The sequence below is a fragment of the Pseudomonas sp. Irchel 3F6 genome, assembly GCF_900187595.1.
Classification (GTDB): domain Bacteria; phylum Pseudomonadota; class Gammaproteobacteria; order Pseudomonadales; family Pseudomonadaceae; genus Aquipseudomonas; species Aquipseudomonas siliginis.
In genome coordinates, this window is record NZ_FYDP01000001.1 from 824,471 (window position 1) to 842,413 (window position 17,943).

At 58.5% G+C, this 17,943-nt stretch carries 15 protein-coding genes; 7 read left to right on the forward strand and 8 right to left on the reverse strand.

Features of this window, described 5'->3' with window-relative positions; translation table 11 throughout:
• Positions 1-6 precede the first annotated feature (6 nt).
• The 3 genes from zapE to CKW30_RS03665 all read left to right on the forward strand — a co-directional run bounded on the left by zapE (position 7) and on the right by CKW30_RS03665 (position 2,421).
• Positions 7-1,125 carry a cell division protein ZapE gene (gene zapE, locus CKW30_RS03655; RefSeq protein ID WP_095179975.1) on the forward strand — a complete coding sequence of 373 codons (1,119 nt, stop codon included), beginning with the start codon at positions 7-9 and terminating at the stop codon, positions 1,123-1,125.
• A 17-nt stretch (positions 1,126-1,142) separates the two neighbouring features.
• Positions 1,143-1,724: a DinB family protein gene (locus CKW30_RS03660; RefSeq protein ID WP_095179976.1), complete on the forward strand. Its 582-nt coding sequence runs from the start codon at positions 1,143-1,145 to the stop codon at positions 1,722-1,724.
• Between the two features lie 199 nt (positions 1,725-1,923).
• Entirely contained in the window at positions 1,924-2,421 is a 498-nt protein-coding gene (locus CKW30_RS03665) for a GNAT family N-acetyltransferase (protein WP_024012903.1), read from the forward strand.
• Between the two features lie 116 nt (positions 2,422-2,537).
• Here CKW30_RS03665 and CKW30_RS03670 read toward each other — a convergent pair whose 3' ends face one another.
• From CKW30_RS03670 to CKW30_RS03680, 3 genes are all read right to left on the reverse strand, one after another.
• A complete protein-coding gene (locus tag CKW30_RS03670; RefSeq protein ID WP_041479703.1) occupies positions 2,538-2,747 on the reverse strand; it encodes a hypothetical protein in 210 nt (69 codons plus the stop codon).
• 176 nt (positions 2,748-2,923) lie between these two features.
• On the reverse strand, positions 2,924-4,666 hold the full coding sequence (locus tag CKW30_RS03675; RefSeq protein WP_095179977.1) for a phosphoethanolamine transferase CptA: 1,743 nt from the start codon (positions 4,664-4,666) through the stop codon (positions 2,924-2,926).
• A gap of 211 nt (positions 4,667-4,877) precedes the next feature.
• Positions 4,878-5,060 carry a DUF6026 family protein gene (locus CKW30_RS03680; RefSeq protein ID WP_016774671.1) on the reverse strand — a complete coding sequence of 61 codons (183 nt, stop codon included), beginning with the start codon at positions 5,058-5,060 and terminating at the stop codon, positions 4,878-4,880.
• A 275-nt stretch (positions 5,061-5,335) separates the two neighbouring features.
• On the opposite strand from CKW30_RS03680, the gene gnd reads away from it, so the two are divergent.
• The 3 genes from gnd to CKW30_RS03695 are packed head-to-tail and all read left to right on the forward strand — an operon-like array spanning position 5,336 to position 8,654.
• Complete coding sequence (gene gnd, locus CKW30_RS03685; protein ID WP_095179978.1) at positions 5,336-6,316, forward strand: phosphogluconate dehydrogenase (NAD(+)-dependent, decarboxylating); 981 nt, start codon at positions 5,336-5,338, stop codon at positions 6,314-6,316.
• Positions 6,313-7,836 carry a glucose-6-phosphate dehydrogenase gene (gene zwf, locus CKW30_RS03690; protein WP_095179979.1) on the forward strand — a complete coding sequence of 508 codons (1,524 nt, stop codon included), beginning with the start codon at positions 6,313-6,315 and terminating at the stop codon, positions 7,834-7,836. The genes gnd and zwf overlap by 4 nt, the downstream gene beginning before the upstream one ends.
• Positions 7,833-8,654: an HAD family hydrolase gene (locus CKW30_RS03695; protein WP_095179980.1), complete on the forward strand. Its 822-nt coding sequence runs from the start codon at positions 7,833-7,835 to the stop codon at positions 8,652-8,654. The genes zwf and CKW30_RS03695 overlap by 4 nt, the downstream gene beginning before the upstream one ends.
• Positions 8,655-8,814: 160 nt before the next feature.
• On the opposite strand, the gene nhaB is transcribed toward CKW30_RS03695, so the two are convergent.
• From nhaB to CKW30_RS03710, 3 genes are all read right to left on the reverse strand, one after another.
• Positions 8,815-10,317: a sodium/proton antiporter NhaB gene (gene nhaB / locus CKW30_RS03700; RefSeq protein ID WP_095179981.1), complete on the reverse strand. Its 1,503-nt coding sequence runs from the start codon at positions 10,315-10,317 to the stop codon at positions 8,815-8,817.
• Between the two features lie 88 nt (positions 10,318-10,405).
• Positions 10,406-11,695: a hypothetical protein gene (locus tag CKW30_RS03705; protein ID WP_095179982.1), complete on the reverse strand. Its 1,290-nt coding sequence runs from the start codon at positions 11,693-11,695 to the stop codon at positions 10,406-10,408.
• A gap of 264 nt (positions 11,696-11,959) precedes the next feature.
• Complete coding sequence (locus CKW30_RS03710; protein ID WP_095179983.1) at positions 11,960-12,226, reverse strand: hypothetical protein; 267 nt, start codon at positions 12,224-12,226, stop codon at positions 11,960-11,962.
• A 520-nt stretch (positions 12,227-12,746) separates the two neighbouring features.
• On the opposite strand from CKW30_RS03710, the gene CKW30_RS03715 reads away from it, so the two are divergent.
• Positions 12,747-14,072, forward strand: coding sequence for a sigma-54 dependent transcriptional regulator (locus CKW30_RS03715; RefSeq protein ID WP_095179984.1), 1,326 nt, complete (start codon positions 12,747-12,749; stop codon positions 14,070-14,072).
• Between the two features lie 106 nt (positions 14,073-14,178).
• Here CKW30_RS03715 and CKW30_RS03720 read toward each other — a convergent pair whose 3' ends face one another.
• A complete protein-coding gene (locus tag CKW30_RS03720) occupies positions 14,179-16,395 on the reverse strand; it encodes a hypothetical protein (protein ID WP_095179985.1) in 2,217 nt (738 codons plus the stop codon).
• 222 nt (positions 16,396-16,617) lie between these two features.
• Positions 16,618-17,934 (reverse strand): hypothetical protein, encoded by a 1,317-nt coding sequence (locus CKW30_RS03725; protein WP_041479694.1) that lies wholly within the window; start codon positions 17,932-17,934, stop codon positions 16,618-16,620.
• Between the last annotated feature and the right edge of the window lie 9 nt (positions 17,935-17,943).

The window sequence follows — 17,943 nt, forward strand, 5'->3', positions numbered from 1 at the left end:
CCGCGCATGACTTTCGACTCTCCCCTCAGTGCCTGGCAATACGCGGTCGACCACAAGGGTTTCATCCAGGATGAAGCCCAGGAAAACGCAGTCTGGGCCTTGCAAAAACGCCATGAAGCCTTGCACGCCGGTGCCCCTTCGATCCGAGGCGTGTACCTGTGGGGGCCGGTCGGGCGCGGCAAGACCTGGCTGATGGATCAGTTCTATCAGAGCCTGCGCGTGCCGGCGCGGCGTCAGCACTTTCATCACTTCATGGGCTGGGTACATCAGCGTTCGTTTCAACTCAGTGGCATCGCCGATCCGTTGCGCGCCTTGGCCAAAGAGCTGGCCGGCGAAGTGCGGGTGCTGTGCTTCGATGAACTGTTCGTCAATGACATCGGCGACGCGATCATTCTCGGCCGGCTGTTTCAAGTGATGTTCGACGAAGGCGTGGTAGTGGTCTGCACGTCCAACCTGCCGCCTGATGATCTGTACGCGGACGGCTTCAATCGCGACCGTTTCACGCCGGCGATTGCGGCGATCAAGGCACATATGACAGTGGTGGCGGTGAATGGCGCCGAGGATCATCGCTTGCATCCCGGAGCGATCGAGCAGCGCTATTTTGTCAATGAAGCCGATTCGCCGAGCGCACTGGGTGCCGTGTTCAAGTCGCTGGCCGCAGATGAGACTGTCAGCGAGGAGCCAGTCGCCGTGGGCCACCGCACACTCAACGTGGTGCAAGCCAGCGAATCCGTGCTGTGGTGCCGCTACAGCGATCTGTGCGAACAACCTTTCGCCGCCATGGACTTCATTGCCCTGTGTGATCGCTACCGGGCTATTCTGTTGAGCGAAGTACCGAACCTCAGCGCACAAAAACGCGAAGGGCGCATTGCGCGGGGCACCGAAGATGGCGCTGAGCGCGTGGTCGCCGGTGACCGGGAATTGCCGCAGTTGTCGGTACATGACGATGGCGTTCGCCGCTTTATCGCGCTGGTCGACGAATGCTACGACCGCAAGGTGCCGCTGTACGTCGAGGCAAGCGTACCGATGGACGCGCTATACACCGAGGGCTATCTGGAATTCCCGTTCCGCCGCACCCTTAGCCGTTTGCAGGAGATGCAATTGCAGCGCTTCGCTGAAGCCTGAAAGAAGAGGGCACCGACATGAGTCAACCGCTGTCCCATCATTTGCTGACCATGGCCTATCAGAATGCATGGGCCAATCACCGCCTGGCCAAGGCCTGGACCCAGCTCGACACCACTGAACTGGCGGCGCCACGGGTGAGCTTCTTCCCCGGCATCCGCCTCACGCTCAATCACATCCTCACCTGCGACTGGTTCTACGTCGACGCGCTGGAGCGGGAATTGCGCGGTGACGAGCCACACCCTGATTGCTATGTTTTCTTCAATGCAGACGAGCCGTTTACCGAGGCTGCGGCGCTGCGTGCAGAACAGGCCCGCGTTGATCGCCGGCTGATCGCCTATTGCGAGCAACTGCGCGATGCCGACCTGTCGAGAATCGTCACCATCGCCCGTGACATGCCGCAACATGACAGCCGCCTGCGCATGCTCTCGCACCTGTTCGAGCACCAGATCCATCATCGTGGCCAGGTGCACGCCATGCTCAGCGGCACGGCGGTCAAGCCACCGCAACTGGATGAATTTTTCTGTGTCGGCGAAAGCGCATTGCGTGCCGAAGACTTCGCCGAACTGGGCTGGACCGAAGAGCTGATCTGGGGCCACTGACCGCGAAAGATCGCAGCCTCATTGCACTCGTCAGCTCCTACACATATCGGACCGTAGGAGCTGACGAGTGCAACGAGGCTGCGATCTTTTGATCTTCAGCTTTTCAAGTTGCTCTCTCCGGCGCACCCAAGCTAAGGTCCCCCCAGGCCTTTCAGCTAGCACCTTGCGCGCCGGGGCTTTTTGCTTATCGGGGATGGAAATGGATTCCGCAGAAATACTCGTACTTCAGGCCAGCTACAGCAACCCGGTGCACGCTGAAGCCATCGGCATCGTGCTCAACCACTACGCCGAAGATCCCATGGGCGGCGGTCATCCGATCGCGCCCGAACTGCTGCAGCGCCTGCCCGAAGAGCTCGCCCGCCGCCCGCATGCCTTCAGCGTGCTGGCCTTCGTCGGCGGTGAACCGGCCGGGCTGGTCAACTGTTTTGAAGGCTTCTCGACTTTCGCCTGCAAACCGCTGGTCAACGTTCACGACGTCGCTGTGGTCGGCAAATTTCGTGGCCTTGGGCTCAGTCAGAAAATGCTGCAGAAAGTTGAAGAAATCGCTCGTCAGCGTGGCTGCTGCAAGATCACCCTGGAAGTGCTGGAAGGCAATGCGGTGGCGCAGGGTTCATATCGCAAATTCGGCTTTGCACCGGGGATGTTCAATCCAGATCACGGGCGGATGCTGTTCTGGATAAAGGACTTGCAGGCCTGAAGGCTCCTCACCGCCAATCACCAACATAAAAAAAGGCGCCCCGATCAGGGCGCCTGAACTGTCATCTTCCGGGCCAGAGCGGAGCCACGGAAGGTCCATCGGTTGCTCGGTAAAGCTCAGTCGCGATAGGACTCGGTCACCTGCGCCGTCTGGTCAGCAGGGACGCGAATTTCTTTCGCACTGGCGTCGGCCTTCTGCTCGCTTTGCGCGTGCTGGACCGGGAAATTGTCGTAGTAATAACGCATGCGTTCGGCACCGCCTTCAGCGAAGGCGCTGGTGGAGCCGAGGGCGAGCAGGGTGGTGAGAATGAAGGTAGTGGTTTTCATGGTGCCTCCTACTGAACAAGTGGGAGTCGGTTCGTCCGTGAAGCAGACCGCGAAAGAAGTCTGCGTCGCGGCCATTAACAATGGGTTAACGCTGGTTCAGCGCAAATATTGCGGCGTATTACAGAAACACTGCGGCCGATGGGCACAAAAAAGGGCCTTCTCGGCCCTTTGTCGTTTTACTTCTGCGCGACTTCCGCCGGAGCAGGGTGTTTGGGCTTCATCAAACTGAAGTCAATCAACGCGCGCCTCGGCGCCTGGTACGGGTCGCCAATCAACAGCTTGCGCGGTACAAAGCTGTCGCTGACCAGGCTTTTGCTGCGATCCAGTTCATCGGAACTCAACCCGGCCAGATCCGCCCAGGTGTGAATGAGTTGCGAGCTGCTGTACGGGCGGCTGAGGTCGCCGGCGAAGTTCCAGTCGTGGTTTTGCTTCCACTTCGGCGAGGCCCAGGCCATGAACGGGATGGTGTACATCGGCGCGGTCGGTTTGTTTTCGTTGCGCCCCAGCGTGCCGTGACCGGCGGAGTCGAAGACATCTTCACCGTGGTCGGAGAGGTACAGCAGGAAGCCATTCGGGTCGGTCTTGGCGTAGTCCTTGATCAGGCTCGAGACCACGAAGTCGTTGTACAGCACGGCATTGTCATAGCTGTTGTAGGTCGGTACCTGATCGTCACGCACGCCAGCCGGAACGCCCTGGCGATCCTTGAACTTGTCGAACGTCGGCGGATATCGGTACTGGTAGCTCATGTGCGTGCCGAGCAGGTGCACGACGATCAGCTTGCGCGGCGCCGCATCGGCCAGCGCCTTGTTGAACGGCTCGATGACGTCGCCATCGTACTGCGCCGAGTTCTGGTTGCGGTTGTTGTTCAGGTACACCTGCTCGTCGGCCTGTTCGGAGAAGGTCGTGAGCATGGTGTTGCGCTTGGTCATGGTCTGCTGGTTGGTGATCCAGAACGTCTTGTAACCGGCCTGTTTCATCACGCTGACCAGCGATGGCGTCGACAGGTACAGGTCGGGGTTCTGCTCGTCGGCGAAGGTCAGCACTTGCTGCAGCGCTTCGATGGTGTACGGGCGCGGGGTGATGACGTTGTCGAAGATCGCCAGTTGATCCTTGAGTTTGTCCAGTTCCGGCGTGGTGCTGCGCGGATAACCGTAGAGGCTCATGCGCTGACGGTTGGTCGATTCGCCGATCACCAGCACCAAAGTCGCCGGTTGCCCGGCCGAGGCGTCCTTGAGGTTTTTCAGCGGCGGGATCTTGCTGGCACTGTCCAGCATGCCTTGCATGTCCCCCAGCGTTTCCATATAGCGGTGATACGCCACGGCCATCTGCCACGGCACGGCGGGCTCGATGCGGGTTTCGAATTTCTCGAAGCCTTCGGCGAAATTGCCCATGCGCATGGTTTGTTTGATCAGCGGGTAGCCGGCGACGGCGATCACGATTGCGGTGGCTGCAACCAGTGCGCGACCACGGGGCATGTACACCGGGCGCAGCCGCGTCCACAGAAAGTAGGCGAACGCGGTATGGGCGAGGAACGCCGGGATCATCCACCAGGCGAAATACTGCGTCATGTACTCGCCCGCTTCCGACACGTTCGACTCGAACATGATGAAGATGACGCTCTGCGAGAATTCCTGCTGATAAATGAAGAAGTAACCCAGGCTGGCCATCGAGCAAGCCCACAGCACCACACCGATGATTGCCGCAAGCAGACGCGTCTGTTTGGGGAACAGCAGCATCGGCGCCAGCCACAGCGCGCTCATAACGAATGCCTGACGAAATCCCGTGAAACCAGACGTGCCGGTCAGCTGGATCAGCAGTTGAGTGATGCCCGAGAAGTACCAGAAGAAGACGAACAACCAGATGAATCCGGCCCAGTCGAAACCGGTCGCAGTCGTTTTGCTGCGTTTGAACAATGCCATTCAGCGCTCCAGCTCAATCATCAGACCCACGCCGGAAACGCTTCCATGACACCGACGAACAGAGGCCGTACACGCAGGCACGGCCAGAATGGGGCGAAGTATCCCCAAGGGCTTGTGAAAGATTTGTTAAGCGCCGCTGTTGGTGTGTATCAAGCGGTCAGAGGTGCAACGTGTCGGGAACGACGAGGGCCGTTCCCGAAGCAGGCGGGGATCAGGCGTGGGGTGCGCGCTGCACAACCGGACGCGGTTGCGGCTGCGAGCCCTGGGTCAATGCGCGCAATTGCGCCAATTCGTGCTTCAACTGGTCGCGCTCGTCTTTCAACTGGCGCAATTCATCGCGACGGATCGTAACGTAGAGGGTTTGTGGCGGCATTGCTGTATGTACTGTGCCCATTGCTCACCTCGCAAATGGCGTGCATCAACTGTAAGTCACTCCTCGTTTTGAGGCGCTTGACTTACTATCGGCGCCAATTTTGATTTCTTTTGCCCTGGAAGGGAACTTTTTTATTTTTCATGGTCGGTGTGTCTTCGGCAGGATTCGGGGCGTTATCACTCTGGATCGGGCACAATGCCCGGAAACTTCATCGCAACGCTCTGGACTAACCTCCATCAGTCGCGTTGGGCTATAACCAATGACACACATTTATTTGTAGTAAGGAGCATCAGCACATGCAACTCGGGATTATTGGACTGGGCCGCATGGGCGGCAATATTGCGCGACGTCTGATGCTCAACGGGCACACCACCGTTGTTTACGACCGCAATACCGCTTTCATCGATAACCTGGTCGCCGAGGGCTCCACCGGCGTCGCCGACTTGCCAGCACTGGTTGCCGGCCTCGACAAGCCGCGTGCTGTCTGGGTCATGCTGCCGGCTGGCGCGCCGACCGAAGACACCATCAACACCCTGAGCGAACTGCTCGAACCCGGCGATACCATCATCGACGGCGGCAACACCAACTATAAGGACGACATTCGCCGGGCCAAAACGCTGAACGACAAGGGCCTGCACTACATCGACGTCGGCACCTCCGGCGGCGTCTGGGGCCTGGAACGCGGTTATTGCATGATGATCGGTGGCGATGCCGAAACCGTGCAGCGTCTCGATCCGCTGTTCGCCGCACTGGCGCCGGGCATGGGCGACATTCCGCGCACCAAGGATCGCAAGTCCGATGACCACCGTGCCGAGCACGGTTACATCCACGCCGGTCCCGCCGGCGCCGGGCACTTCGTGAAGATGATTCACAACGGCATCGAGTACGGCATGATGGCCGCGTTCGCCGAGGGCTTCGACATCCTCAAGACCAAATCCAGCGAACGCCTGCCGGAAGATCAGCGATTTGATCTGAACGTGGCCGATATCGCTGAAGTCTGGCGTCGTGGCAGCGTGGTTTCGTCCTGGCTGCTGGACCTGACTGCCGACGCACTGGCCAGCGATCCGAAGCTCGACGGTTTCTCCGGCTCGGTAGCTGACAGCGGCGAAGGCCAATGGACCATCGAAGCGGCCATGGAGCAAGCGGTGCCGGTACCGGTGCTGTCCAACTCGCTGTTCTCCCGTTACCGCTCGCGCGGGCAGGGCACCTTCGGTGACAAGATCCTGTCGGCACAACGCTTCGGCTTCGGCGGCCACGTGGAGACCGCGAAAAAATGACCCGTACGATCCGCAGAAAATCCAAGGCAGAACCCGCACCACCGACCACGCTGTTCCTGTTCGGTGCCCACGGCGACCTGGTCAAGCGCCTGCTCATGCCGGCGCTGTACAACCTCAGTCGCGACGGTCTGCTCGACGAAAACCTGCGGATCGTCGGCGTTGATCACAACGCCATTACCGATGAAGCCTTTGCGCAGAAGCTCGAAGACTTCATCCGTACCGAAGTGGCGGCGAAGGTCGGCAAGGGCGATCAGATGCTTGATCCGGTCTTGTGGGCCAAGCTCGCCAAAGGCATCAGCTACGTCCAGGGCGACTTCCTCGACGACAGCACCTATTCAGCCCTGGCGGCGAAAATCGCCGACAGCGGCACCGGCAATGCGGTGTTCTACCTGGCCACCGCGCCACGTTTTTTCAGTGAAGTGGTGCGCCGCCTCGGCAGCGCCGGTTTGCTGGAAGAAACCCCCGAAGCGTTCAGAAGAGTGGTGATCGAGAAGCCGTTCGGCTCCGACCTGCACACCGCCGAAGCCTTGAACGCGTGCCTGCTCAAGGTCATGAGCGAAAAGCAGATCTACCGCATCGACCATTACCTGGGCAAGGAAACCGTGCAGAACATCCTGGTCAGCCGGTTCTCCAACAGCCTGTTCGAAGCGTTCTGGAACAATCATTACATCGACCACGTGCAGATCACTGCGGCGGAAACTGTCGGTGTGGAAACCCGTGGCAGCTTTTACGAACACACCGGCGCACTGCGCGACATGGTGCCCAATCACCTGTTCCAGCTGTTGGCCATGGTGGCCATGGAACCGCCGGCTGCTTTCGGCGCTGACGCGGTGCGTGGCGAGAAGGCCAAAGTGGTCGGGGCGATTCGTCCCTGGTCGACAGAGGAGGCCCGGGCCAACTCGGTGCGCGGCCAGTACAGCGCCGGCGAGCGCGATGGCCAGCCATTGAAGGGTTATCGCGAAGAAGCCAACGTGTCGCCCGACAGCACCACGGAAACCTACGTGGCGCTCAAGGTGATGATCGACAACTGGCGCTGGGTCGGCGTGCCGTTCTATCTGCGCACCGGCAAGCGCATGAGCGTGCGCGACACCGAAATCGTCATCTGCTTCAAACCGGCGCCGTACGCACAGTTCCGCGACACCGAAGTCGACGAGTTGCAGCCGACTTATCTGCGCATCCAGATCCAGCCAAACGAAGGCATGTGGTTCGACTTGCTGGCCAAGCGGCCCGGGCCGGCGCTGAATATGGCGAACATCGAGTTGGGCTTTGCCTACAAGGACTTCTTCGAGATGCAGCCTTCCACCGGCTACGAAACCTTGATCTACGACTGCCTGACCGGTGATCAGACGCTGTTCCAGCGTGCCGACAACATCGAGAACGGTTGGCGAGCCGTGCAGCCTTTCCTTGATGCCTGGCAGCAGGATGCGAGCGTCGAGACGTATGCGGCCGGCGAAGATGGCCCGCAAGCAGCCGAAGATCTCCTGACTCGCGATGGTCGCGTCTGGCATGGTCTCGGATGAGTGATTTGCCGAAACAACCCATACGTTTTCTGCTCAGCGACATGGACGGCACGCTGTTGCTGCCGGATCACACGCTGAACCAACGCACCATCGACGCCGTGCGCTCGCTGCGCGATGCCGGCGTGCTGTTCAGCCTCGCCAGTGGCCGTCCGCCGAAAGCCATGTTGCAGCAGATCGAGGCGCTAGGCGTTGATCTGCCGACGGCGGCGTTCAATGGCGGCACCATCGTCAAAGCGGACGGCACGCTGCTGGCCGCGCATTATTTGCCGGCGACCACAGCGCTGATCGCACTGGCACTGTTTGCCGATCAACCGGAGGTGGAAATCTGGGTGTTCAGCGGTGGCGACTGGCTGCTCAAGGACCCGCACGGGCCGATGGTCCCACGTGAACAGAGTGGCCTCGGCTATCCGCCGGTGGTGGTCGAGAGTTTTGAACCGTATCTGGAGCGCATCGACAAGATCGTCGCTACCAGCAACAACACTGAGTTGCTGATTGAGCTGGAGGCGCAGTTGTTGCCCAAGGTCAACGGCATGGCGCAAGTGTCGCGCTCGCAGCCGGTGTATCTCGACGTTACGGCGCTTGAGGCCAACAAAGGCACGGCATTGACGACCATCGCCGAATACCTCGGCGTGCCGCTGGAGCAAACCGCTGTCATCGGCGACGGCGGCAACGACCCGGCGATGTTCAAATGCGCTGGCTTGTCGATTGCCATGGGCCAGGCGGAAGAGGCGGTGAAGCACCAGGCTGATGTTGTTACAGCGTCGAACACTGAAGACGGCGTGGTCCTGGCGATCGAGAAATACATCCTCACGCACTGACCCAACACCAAAACCAATGTGGGAGCGAGCCTGCTCGCGAAGGCGGTGTGTCATTCAACAGATTCGTTGCCTGACACGACCTCTTCGCGAGCAGGCTCGCTCCCACAGGTTTTCGCGGCGCGTGCAAACCCCGGTAACCCACAGGTTTATTCAGTGTTGCTTAGAGCCAATAGCTCACCGCATACCAGCCCAGCAGTCCCATCACCACGGTATACGGCACCGCCATCCACACCATGCGCCCGTATGACAACCTCACCAGCGGTGCAATCGCCGAGGTCAGCAGGAACAGAAACGCTGCCTGACCATTAGGGGTCGCCACGCTCGGCAGGTTGGTGCCGGTATTGATCGCAATCGCCAATGTCTCGAAGTGCTCGCGAGTCATGTGCCCGGCGAGAAAAGCCTGTTTCACTTCGGTAATGTAAATGGTCGCAACGAATACGTTGTCGCTGATCGCCGAGAGCAAGCCGTTGGCGATGAACAACATGCCCGGCTGTTGATCCATCGGCAGCGCCAACACCCACTCGATCAGTGGGACGAACAGATGCTGATCGTGAATGACCGCCACCACGGCAAAAAACACCACCAGCAGCGCGGTAAACGGCATGGCGTCCTTGAACGCGCTGCCCAGGCGATGCTCGTCGGTGATCCCGGTAAACGCGGTGATCAATACGATCACCATCAATCCGATCAGGCCGACTTCAGCCAGGTGAAACGCCAGGCAACCAATCAGAATCAGTGCCGCCGCACCTTGCACCAGCAGCGCCGCCGTCTGACGAGGCGTGCGTTTGGCGTTGTCCTCGGCAGCGTAGTTGGCCAACACAGCGCGGACGTTGTCCGGCAGCAGCGTGCCGTATCCGAACCAGCGCAGCTTCTCCAGCAGCACGCAAGTAACCAGACCCGCCACCAGTACCGGCAGCGATACCGGGGCAACCTTGGTGAAGAACTCACCGAAATGCCAGCCCATCTCATGACCGATCAGCAGGTTCTGCGGCTCACCGACCAAGGTGCAAACCCCACCGAGCGCTGTGCCGACCGCACCGTGCATCAACAGGCTGCGCAGGAAAGCGCGGAATTGATTCAAGTCCTCATGGTGTCGCGACGGTAAATGCTCATCGTCAGCGAATTCGCTGTCCTCACGTGGATCGTTGCCCGACGCGACCCGGTGATACACCGAGTAAAAGCCGACAGCCGCACTGATGATCACCGCCGTCACGGTCAGCGCATCAAGAAATGCCGAAAGAAATGCCGACAAGAAGCAGAACATCAGCGCCAGAATTGCTTTCGAGCGCACGCCCAACAGCAGGCGCGAGAAGAGAAACAGCAGCAGATCTTTCATGAAGTAGATGCCAGCGACCATGAACATCAGCAGCAGGATCACCGGAAAGTTGTGCAGCAACTCATCGTAAAGCGCTTGCGGCGTGGTCATCTTCAACAGCAACGCTTCAATCAACAGCAGGCCGCCGGGCATCAACGGATAACACTTGAGGGCCATGGCCAGGGTGAAGATGAATTCGATCACCAGCAACCAGCCTGCGGCGACCGGCCCGACGGTGAACAGCACCACGGCGTTGAGAATGAGAAAACCGACGATGGTCGCCTTGTACCAGCGTGGCGATTGCCCGAGGAAGTTGTGCGCGAACGCCTGGGCGATTGAACCGGACATCGGCTGCTCCTTTTATTTAGAAGCGCGAAAGTTGCCGGATGTTTCAAGGAAGATCAAGTCGCCGATAACCTCGATCCTGTTGAATGCTCTATGGATTCAGATAACGCGCAACCATTGCCCGGTAGTTGCCATCCAGCGAATAGCCACCTACCACAATCGCCCCGTCAGTATGTACGGTCAGTGAATTGGCGGTATCGAGACTTCGCCCCAGTCGCGTGCGCAACCAGCCATGGCCCTCACCGAACGCTGGATCAAGGCTGCCATCGAGTTGATAGCGCGCCACCATGAAGTCAGCTTCGACTCCGCCGATGGTCGCGCCCACGGCGACGATGCGGCCGTCGCTCATTTGCTGGGCGGCGTTCCATTGGCATCCGCTGGGGCCGATGTCCAACACCTGTGGCTGGCCATGATGACAGTGCAGGTCCGGTCGACCGTTGGCGTGCAGGACAAACGTCAAACAGCGGATTGGATCGCGGCTGCTGCCGAAGCAATAAAGCCTGTCATCGCACTCAATGATCTGGCTGACCTGAGCGCTGTTGCCGTGAGCCTTGAAGGCCATGAAGCCATCGACGGCGAAGCGCTCATCCAGGCTGCCATCGGGCCGATACACCGCCAGCAGGCCATGCTGAGGAAAGTCGATGGAACCTGCGACGACGATGCGCCCATCCTCCTTCAACAACAGCGTGCTCAGCCAGGTATTGAGCAGCAGGTGGCGGACCACTACAAATCCGCGTCCGTTGAATGATTCGTCGAGAAATCCATCGGGCTGCAGGCGGATCAATATGCCGGCGTGGTCGGCAAGGCTGAAATGATGGTTGGCGATCAGCAGAATACGGCCGTCTTCCTCCACCACAAAGTCACAGGCTTCGACGCCAGGCACGCCCGGCGGCAACCAGTTGTCGCGGGTGCCCATGGACAGCTCGCCGGGCAGTCGCACCACCTGGAAACCGTCATCGCCGAAGAATCGGTCTGGCTGGCCGTTGGCATCGAACAGGGCGAGGGCGGGCAGGGTGCGTTGGGTGTCTTCATAATGCAGGCCGGCCAGCAGAATCTTGCCGTCGGCTAACACCTGAACCTTGCCGGCCTTGGCTTCGAAACCCTCGACGAAACTGCCGATCACGCTGCCCTGAAAGCCGAACGACAAATCCGCCGAACCATCGGCCAGCAGCCGCGCGAGGCCAAAACGACTCCCCTTGGATGTACCGACCTTGGCGGCGACCAGAATCCGACCCTGTGCATCGAGCGTGACATGTTGGGTCTGGCTGGACAAACTGCCGGCAAAGTACACCTGCGCAACACCGCCAATGGCGAATGTCGGGTCGAGCGAACCGGGGGCGGTCCATGCAGTAGGCAGCGCGTAAGGGCTCAGGGTGGACATGCACGCGTCTCCTTGTGCCTGAGCCGATACCCAGTGGTTGGGAGGCTGACTGCACGAGCGAAACATTCAATCCCTGAACCGCGAGAAGTACAACTGGGGGAACTAACAGAAGGACGGTCGCACTGTGCCAGAACAGTGTCTTGTTGAACCACTCGCAAGCGAGCCAAGTACTTTCGATGAAACGGCACTGCAACTACGTTGATTGTTCGACTACGCATACAACAAGGGCGGATGACTTTAACGTCATCCGCCCTTGTTCGGTAATCAGTGTGGCATCGACCACGATTGCAGTGTGTGGCCGTCTTCGCTGAGCTCAGCGCGGGCCTGCTGCAGCAGTTGTTCGAGTTGCGCCGGGTCAGAGTAGGCGCTGCTCGGGATCTGTTTGCGACCGATGTGGGAGTTGGTGCGGTCGACGACGGTCAGGCTCAGTTCGCCATTGCCGTCTTGTGGCGCCCAGGCCACGCATTGAAAAGGCTTGAACGCGTGGTTGGCAATCAAAAGAGCTTCGTTGATACGCAGCGGGGCAGTCATGGGGTCTTCTCTCTATTGGCGCCCAATCAAATGATGTGCCGTCGGTTGGGCATACCGTGCGGCTGGTTACTTGTACTGATGCACGCAACCAGGGGGCGGGTCACAAGTGAAACAAAGAAATTTCAGATTCTTTACATAACGTAAGTTCGTTTCGTTAAACCTGCACATGTCCGAACACCGCGCTGAATTCACCCCTCACCCCAGCCCTCTCCCCGAGGAGAGGGAGCCGAGTTGTGGGCTTTTCAAACTGGAGTTCGGCTCGGTCTTTCAGATCGGCTGACCTCGCGTATACCTCACCCTAGCCCTCTCCCTCGGGAGAGGGCTAGGGTGAGGGGCCGCTCTTGGATTCACCGCAAATAGTCGATAGCTAACTAACAACCAACTTTCTTATAACTCTTTTAATACCCGGCCTATAAGCAATCGGTACAAGCCCCCGTCAAAATCTTGCTAGTGTTACAACCGGGTCTGCCAAATGACTGTTTTTACGATCATTTATCAAATTTGGCGCCAAGGAACAGTCATGAGCGAAGCGCCTGCATCGAGACGTTTACTGGTGGTCGATCCCTGCGACGACTGTTATCGCCTGTTGCCCGGATTGCGCGCCGTAGGCTGGGATGTCGACAGTTGTAATCTGGAAAACGCCGCATCCCGGGCCTGCGATGTCGGCCTGCTGCGTTTGCAGCCGTTTCACCTGGAACGACCCGAAGCCGTTAAAGAACTGATCAGCCGCAGCGGCACCGAATGGATCGCTGTGCTCAATCAGGAAGTCCTGCGCTTGCAGAACGTCGGCGATTTCGTTTGTGAATGGTTTTTCGATTTCCACACCTTGCCCTTCGACGTTTCCCGCGTACAGGTCACCCTCGGCCGCGCCTTCGGCATGGCACGCCTGCGCGGGCAGGGCACGATTCATGTCGATCAGCCGGAGCACGAACTGCTCGGCGACAGCAAACCGATCCGCGAACTGCGCAAACTCCTTAGCAAACTGGCCCCCACCGAATCGCCCGTGCTGATTCGCGGCGAAAGCGGCACCGGCAAGGAACTCGTCGCGCGCACCCTGCACCGACAATCCCAGCGCCACAACAAACCTTTTGTAGCGATCAACTGCGGGGCGATTCCCGAGCATTTGATTCAGTCAGAATTGTTCGGCCACGAAAAAGGCGCGTTCACCGGCGCGCACCAGCGCAAGGTCGGACGCATCGAAGCGGCCAATGGCGGCACGTTGTTCCTCGACGAAATCGGCGACCTGCCGCTGGAATTGCAGGCCAATCTCCTGCGCTTTCTGCAGGAAAAGCATATTGAACGGGTAGGGGGCAGTCAGCCGATACCGGTCGATGTACGCGTGCTGGCGGCAACCCACGTTGACCTGGAAGCAGCAATCGAGAAGAAGCGCTTTCGTGAAGACCTTTATTACCGGCTGAACGTCCTGCAAGTGATCACAGCGCCGTTGCGTGAACGTCATGGCGATCTGTCGATGCTGGCCAACCACTTTTCGCACTTCTACAGCCACGAAACCGGGCGCCGACCAAGAAGCTTCAGCGAAGATGCGTTGATTGCCATGGGCAAGCACGACTGGCCGGGCAATGTGCGCGAGCTGGCTAACCGGGTAAGGCGTGGCTTGGTGTTGGCCGAGGGCCGCCAGATCGAGGCGCGGGATTTAGGGTTGATCAGTCAGCATTCCATCGCCACACCGATGGGCACGCTGGAAGACTACAAGACCCGGGCGGAACGGCAGGCGTTGTGTGATGTGTTGAATCGGCACAGTGATAATTTGAGTGTGGCCGCGAAAGTTTTAGGGGTTTCGCGGCCTACGTTTTATCGGTTGTTGCATAAGCATCAGATTAGATAGTTGCAATCTATGAAGTTGAGCCCGAACAAATTTTGCAGCCTTCAGGAGGTTTACCTACAGAAAAATGACTATGCCTACCTTAAATAGTTGCGCTCAGAAGTCCCGATCATATTGATTTTAATCTTAAATTTTTCACATGAATAGGACTCCCATATTCTGACGCATTAAAAAACAGTAACAGGCTTCCTGGGGTCGAAGACTTCGCTACGTTAAATCGAACTACTCTTGATTGCCATAACTCAGATGCAGCGGTCAGTTCGCCGAAAACTAGCGTACCATTCTGATATAAGCTTAAAAGGACAGGGTTTGAGTTTCGGTAGTCGCAACTAAACTCAAGAACAGTGTCGGTATTTATCTCCTGATAGTTCTTAACAATAGTCACGCCGTTGTGGGTTGGATTCGAAGCATGGGGGATCGACTCAATATAATATTCGCAGTCAGAAAGCGATATCTTCGCTAAATCGTAGTACGAGGTTCTTGTCCAATGATTCCAGTCATAACCTTCAAACGTAGTCAAATCATCCAACCCAGCCTTGACCCCATAATTCCTCACCCGACATGCAACCGCCTCACCCTCAACCGCCCCAGAATGCAATCCCACCTCCAATATAACAGCCAACGTCGAATCCGCCTTACACCCGCGCAACCACTCCACCTCAGCCAAATAATCAAGCCCCCCTCCCTGATCATGCGCCGCCCCGACAAACTGCTCCTTGACGCGCTCTCCACCACTCGTGAACGTCTCCACATACCTTAACCAGATCGGTAATCCCGCCTGCTGAAATGGCCAAGCCTCACACAAAACCTTCGTGTCATCGTTGAGCATTCCAACTTCCAGCACCTCACCATCAAAACCCTCAAGTTTCGGCATCGGCATGCTCGATTGCAGCAACTCGCCAATCAACAACGTCACGCTCTGCACAGGCGTCGGCTGGCCATTGACGATCAAGTTGTATTTCAATTCCACACTGCGCTGCAGATTTGCCCCGGTGATAGAAGAATCGATATCGAATTGCACTTTCGACTGTCCCGCCACCGGCTTGTGCTGGGGAGGCACTGAGCCGGCGCCGGGTCTGCCGGCGATTTCCAGTTGCACTTCGTGATTGGCGCCAAACGTCGAAGTGTCAAACACCATGGTAAATCCGCTTTGATGCAGATTCGGGTTCAGCCTGTAATCGGGCGCCTGCACAACCGTTGGCGGTTTCAACTGACTGACTTCGCCGGTGACCGCAATCACAATGTCACTGGACGGGCGCGCAGGTGCGCCGGCGCGCAGCAGCTGAAAGCCGACCTTGGCCGAACCGTTGACGATCGCTGTGATCTTGTCGTTCGGGATCGGGAAGTCGTGATGGCCGGGCACGCTGTCGACAGTTTTTTCCAGCGGGCCGACGGTCACGGGCTGTCCTCCAGACGTCGTGCCGGCCCAGGTCAGGACGACCTTGTCACCAGCCTGGTAGTCGGGGCCTGTGAAGTAAACCCGGGCAGCGGCGTCGCTCGTGCCCAGTACCTTCAGGTCGATGGTGGTGACGTTCTGGCCGTTGACCCAGATCGTCGGCGCCGGCAAGCGATTGTTCAGATCCACCGAGACGTAAGTGATTTTCGCCCACCGCGCCTTCGGATCCGGCAGATTAACCACCCGGTCGACGACCTGATAGCTCACTTCGATATTGTTGCCGTTGCCTTGCGCCCTGATGACGTCCTCGGTGAAGGTAGCGAAGATCGGATGGTTGACCGGATCGTCGATCTGCTCTCTGGTGACCGGGTAGTACGTCACCACCTGATCACCCCAACGGCACCGAATGGTGTCGAAGATGGCGATGTTCTCATAGGGTACGATGTTCATGCGGATTCCCCGCCGGGCCAAATCCTCATTCACGCCATTGGACGGATCCGGACTAAGCGTATAGATCAGGTCGGAGTTGCCTTCTTCGCTGTCGCTATCGGTGCCACCTGGTTGTGTGAGTTGGACCCACACACGCCGTACCGGCTCGGAGCTAACCGGGTCCTGACCCAAGCGCTGTACGGTGTAAACGATCAGTGCTTCGCCATTGGTGACTTGACCCTTGGGGACTTTGAATTCGAGCCGCTTATTCAAGTTGCTTTCATCGACCGGAATTGTCCCAACCTCCACGCCATCAAAATACATTTTACAGTTGTCATACATCGCCATCCCTACCCACGGATCTACGATGATCAGCAAATCATTTTCGACGGTCTCGAGCGAAATGCCACCGTCGTAGCCCCCATCCTTCAAAACGGCCTGTTTCAAAACAAAGGGTGGATTCAGAGCGAGAATGCGGTTTTCATCCGGCGTCTGGTTCATGTCGATGCTCCATTACGGCCTGTTGCACGGTGCGAGGCGCTGGAGTCATGTAAGCGGATTCAGCGGTAGGGCGCACCTGTCAGATCTGACAGGTGCGGACGTATTTCCGATAAGTGGTCGCGAGTTGCACCAGCAGCGAAACGCCGACAGATCAAAGGATCGCAGCCTTCGGCAGCGCCTACACGAACTGTAGGCGCTGCCGAAGGCTGCGATCTTTTGCTCTTAGAAGTAATACGGGAATTTCAGGCTGAACGAAAAGTCCGGCGCATCATCGGTCATGCCGATCGACAAGTTCGGCACGATCGTCAGGTTGTCGGTGGCTGCGATGGTCATGCCGACGTTGAAGTAACCGGCGTTGGCATCACTGGACACTACCGATTCCCAATCGCCGCCGTCCTGTTTCAGCTTGCTTTTGCGTTGCACCAGGTCGGAGACCGAGAACGACATACTCATCTTCTCGTTGAGCGCGAAGGCGATACCGGCGCCGATCTGGAAGCTGTCGCCAATCTTAACCTTGCCCGGGTTTTTCTGATTGACCGTAGAGCTGATGTCGTCGAACGACTCCTCGAGGTTGTGGGTGTAGGAGAGGCTGCCGAACAGCACCGCCGGGTCAAACGTCTTGACCAGCGAGATACCCGGCGTAATCGACCAGACGCCGTTGCCGGTGGGCAGGGTGTCGGGGACGAACAGGTTGGAGTTGGCGTCGGTCTGGCGCAGTTTGATGCCGAACGGGTCTTTGCCGGTCGGCGCCTTGACGCGCAAGGTGACCACGGCGTCCGGCGTGTTGACCGATTCGTCGAGGAACTTGTAGGCGATACCGAAGTTGACGTCGCCAATGGTTGGATCCTTGGTGACGGTTTCTTCTGTTGTTACGCCAGCCGCGCCCTCGTTGCCGCCGCCGGATTGATACGTCGACTCGCGATAGATCACCGGCACGTTCAGGTCGAACTGCCAGCGGTTATCGAAGTTGTAGCGGCCGGTGAGGTCCAGGGTCCAGGTGTCGGCCTTGATCCGGTCGAGGTTGATGTTGCCGAGGAAAATCGAATCCAGCGCAAGGAAACCGTTGAGGATCAACTGGCGGGTGTCGTAGCGCGAATAGGTCAGGCCGGTTTCCACGCTGAACTTGCCGCCGCCGAAGAAACCGCTGGCTTCGTCATACAGGTTGGAAACGCTCTGCGCCGGTTGTGAATCATCGGCCAGCGATTGACCGTAGGAAGCGCCACTGCCCCCGGCGGCGCCTCCCGATGCAGCGGCCGCACCGGTGCCTGTGGCGGCTCCGGCGGCGACGCGATTGCCTTTCATGTCAGACGGCGATTTCGCCAGCCGTTTTGGCGGTGGGGCAGCGGGTGTTTCTTCTACCTGGCGGACCCGTTGTTCAAGTACCGCCAGCGCTTGTTGTTGTTGTTCGTATCGTTGTCTCAGTTCCAGAAGTTCCCGTTTCAGGGCTTCTACATCGGCGTCGGGTGCTGCTTGCAGCATTGCCGCCGGGAGAAGGGTACTCAAACACACTGCGGCACGCAGTGATACTGATCGATACATGAATAAGCC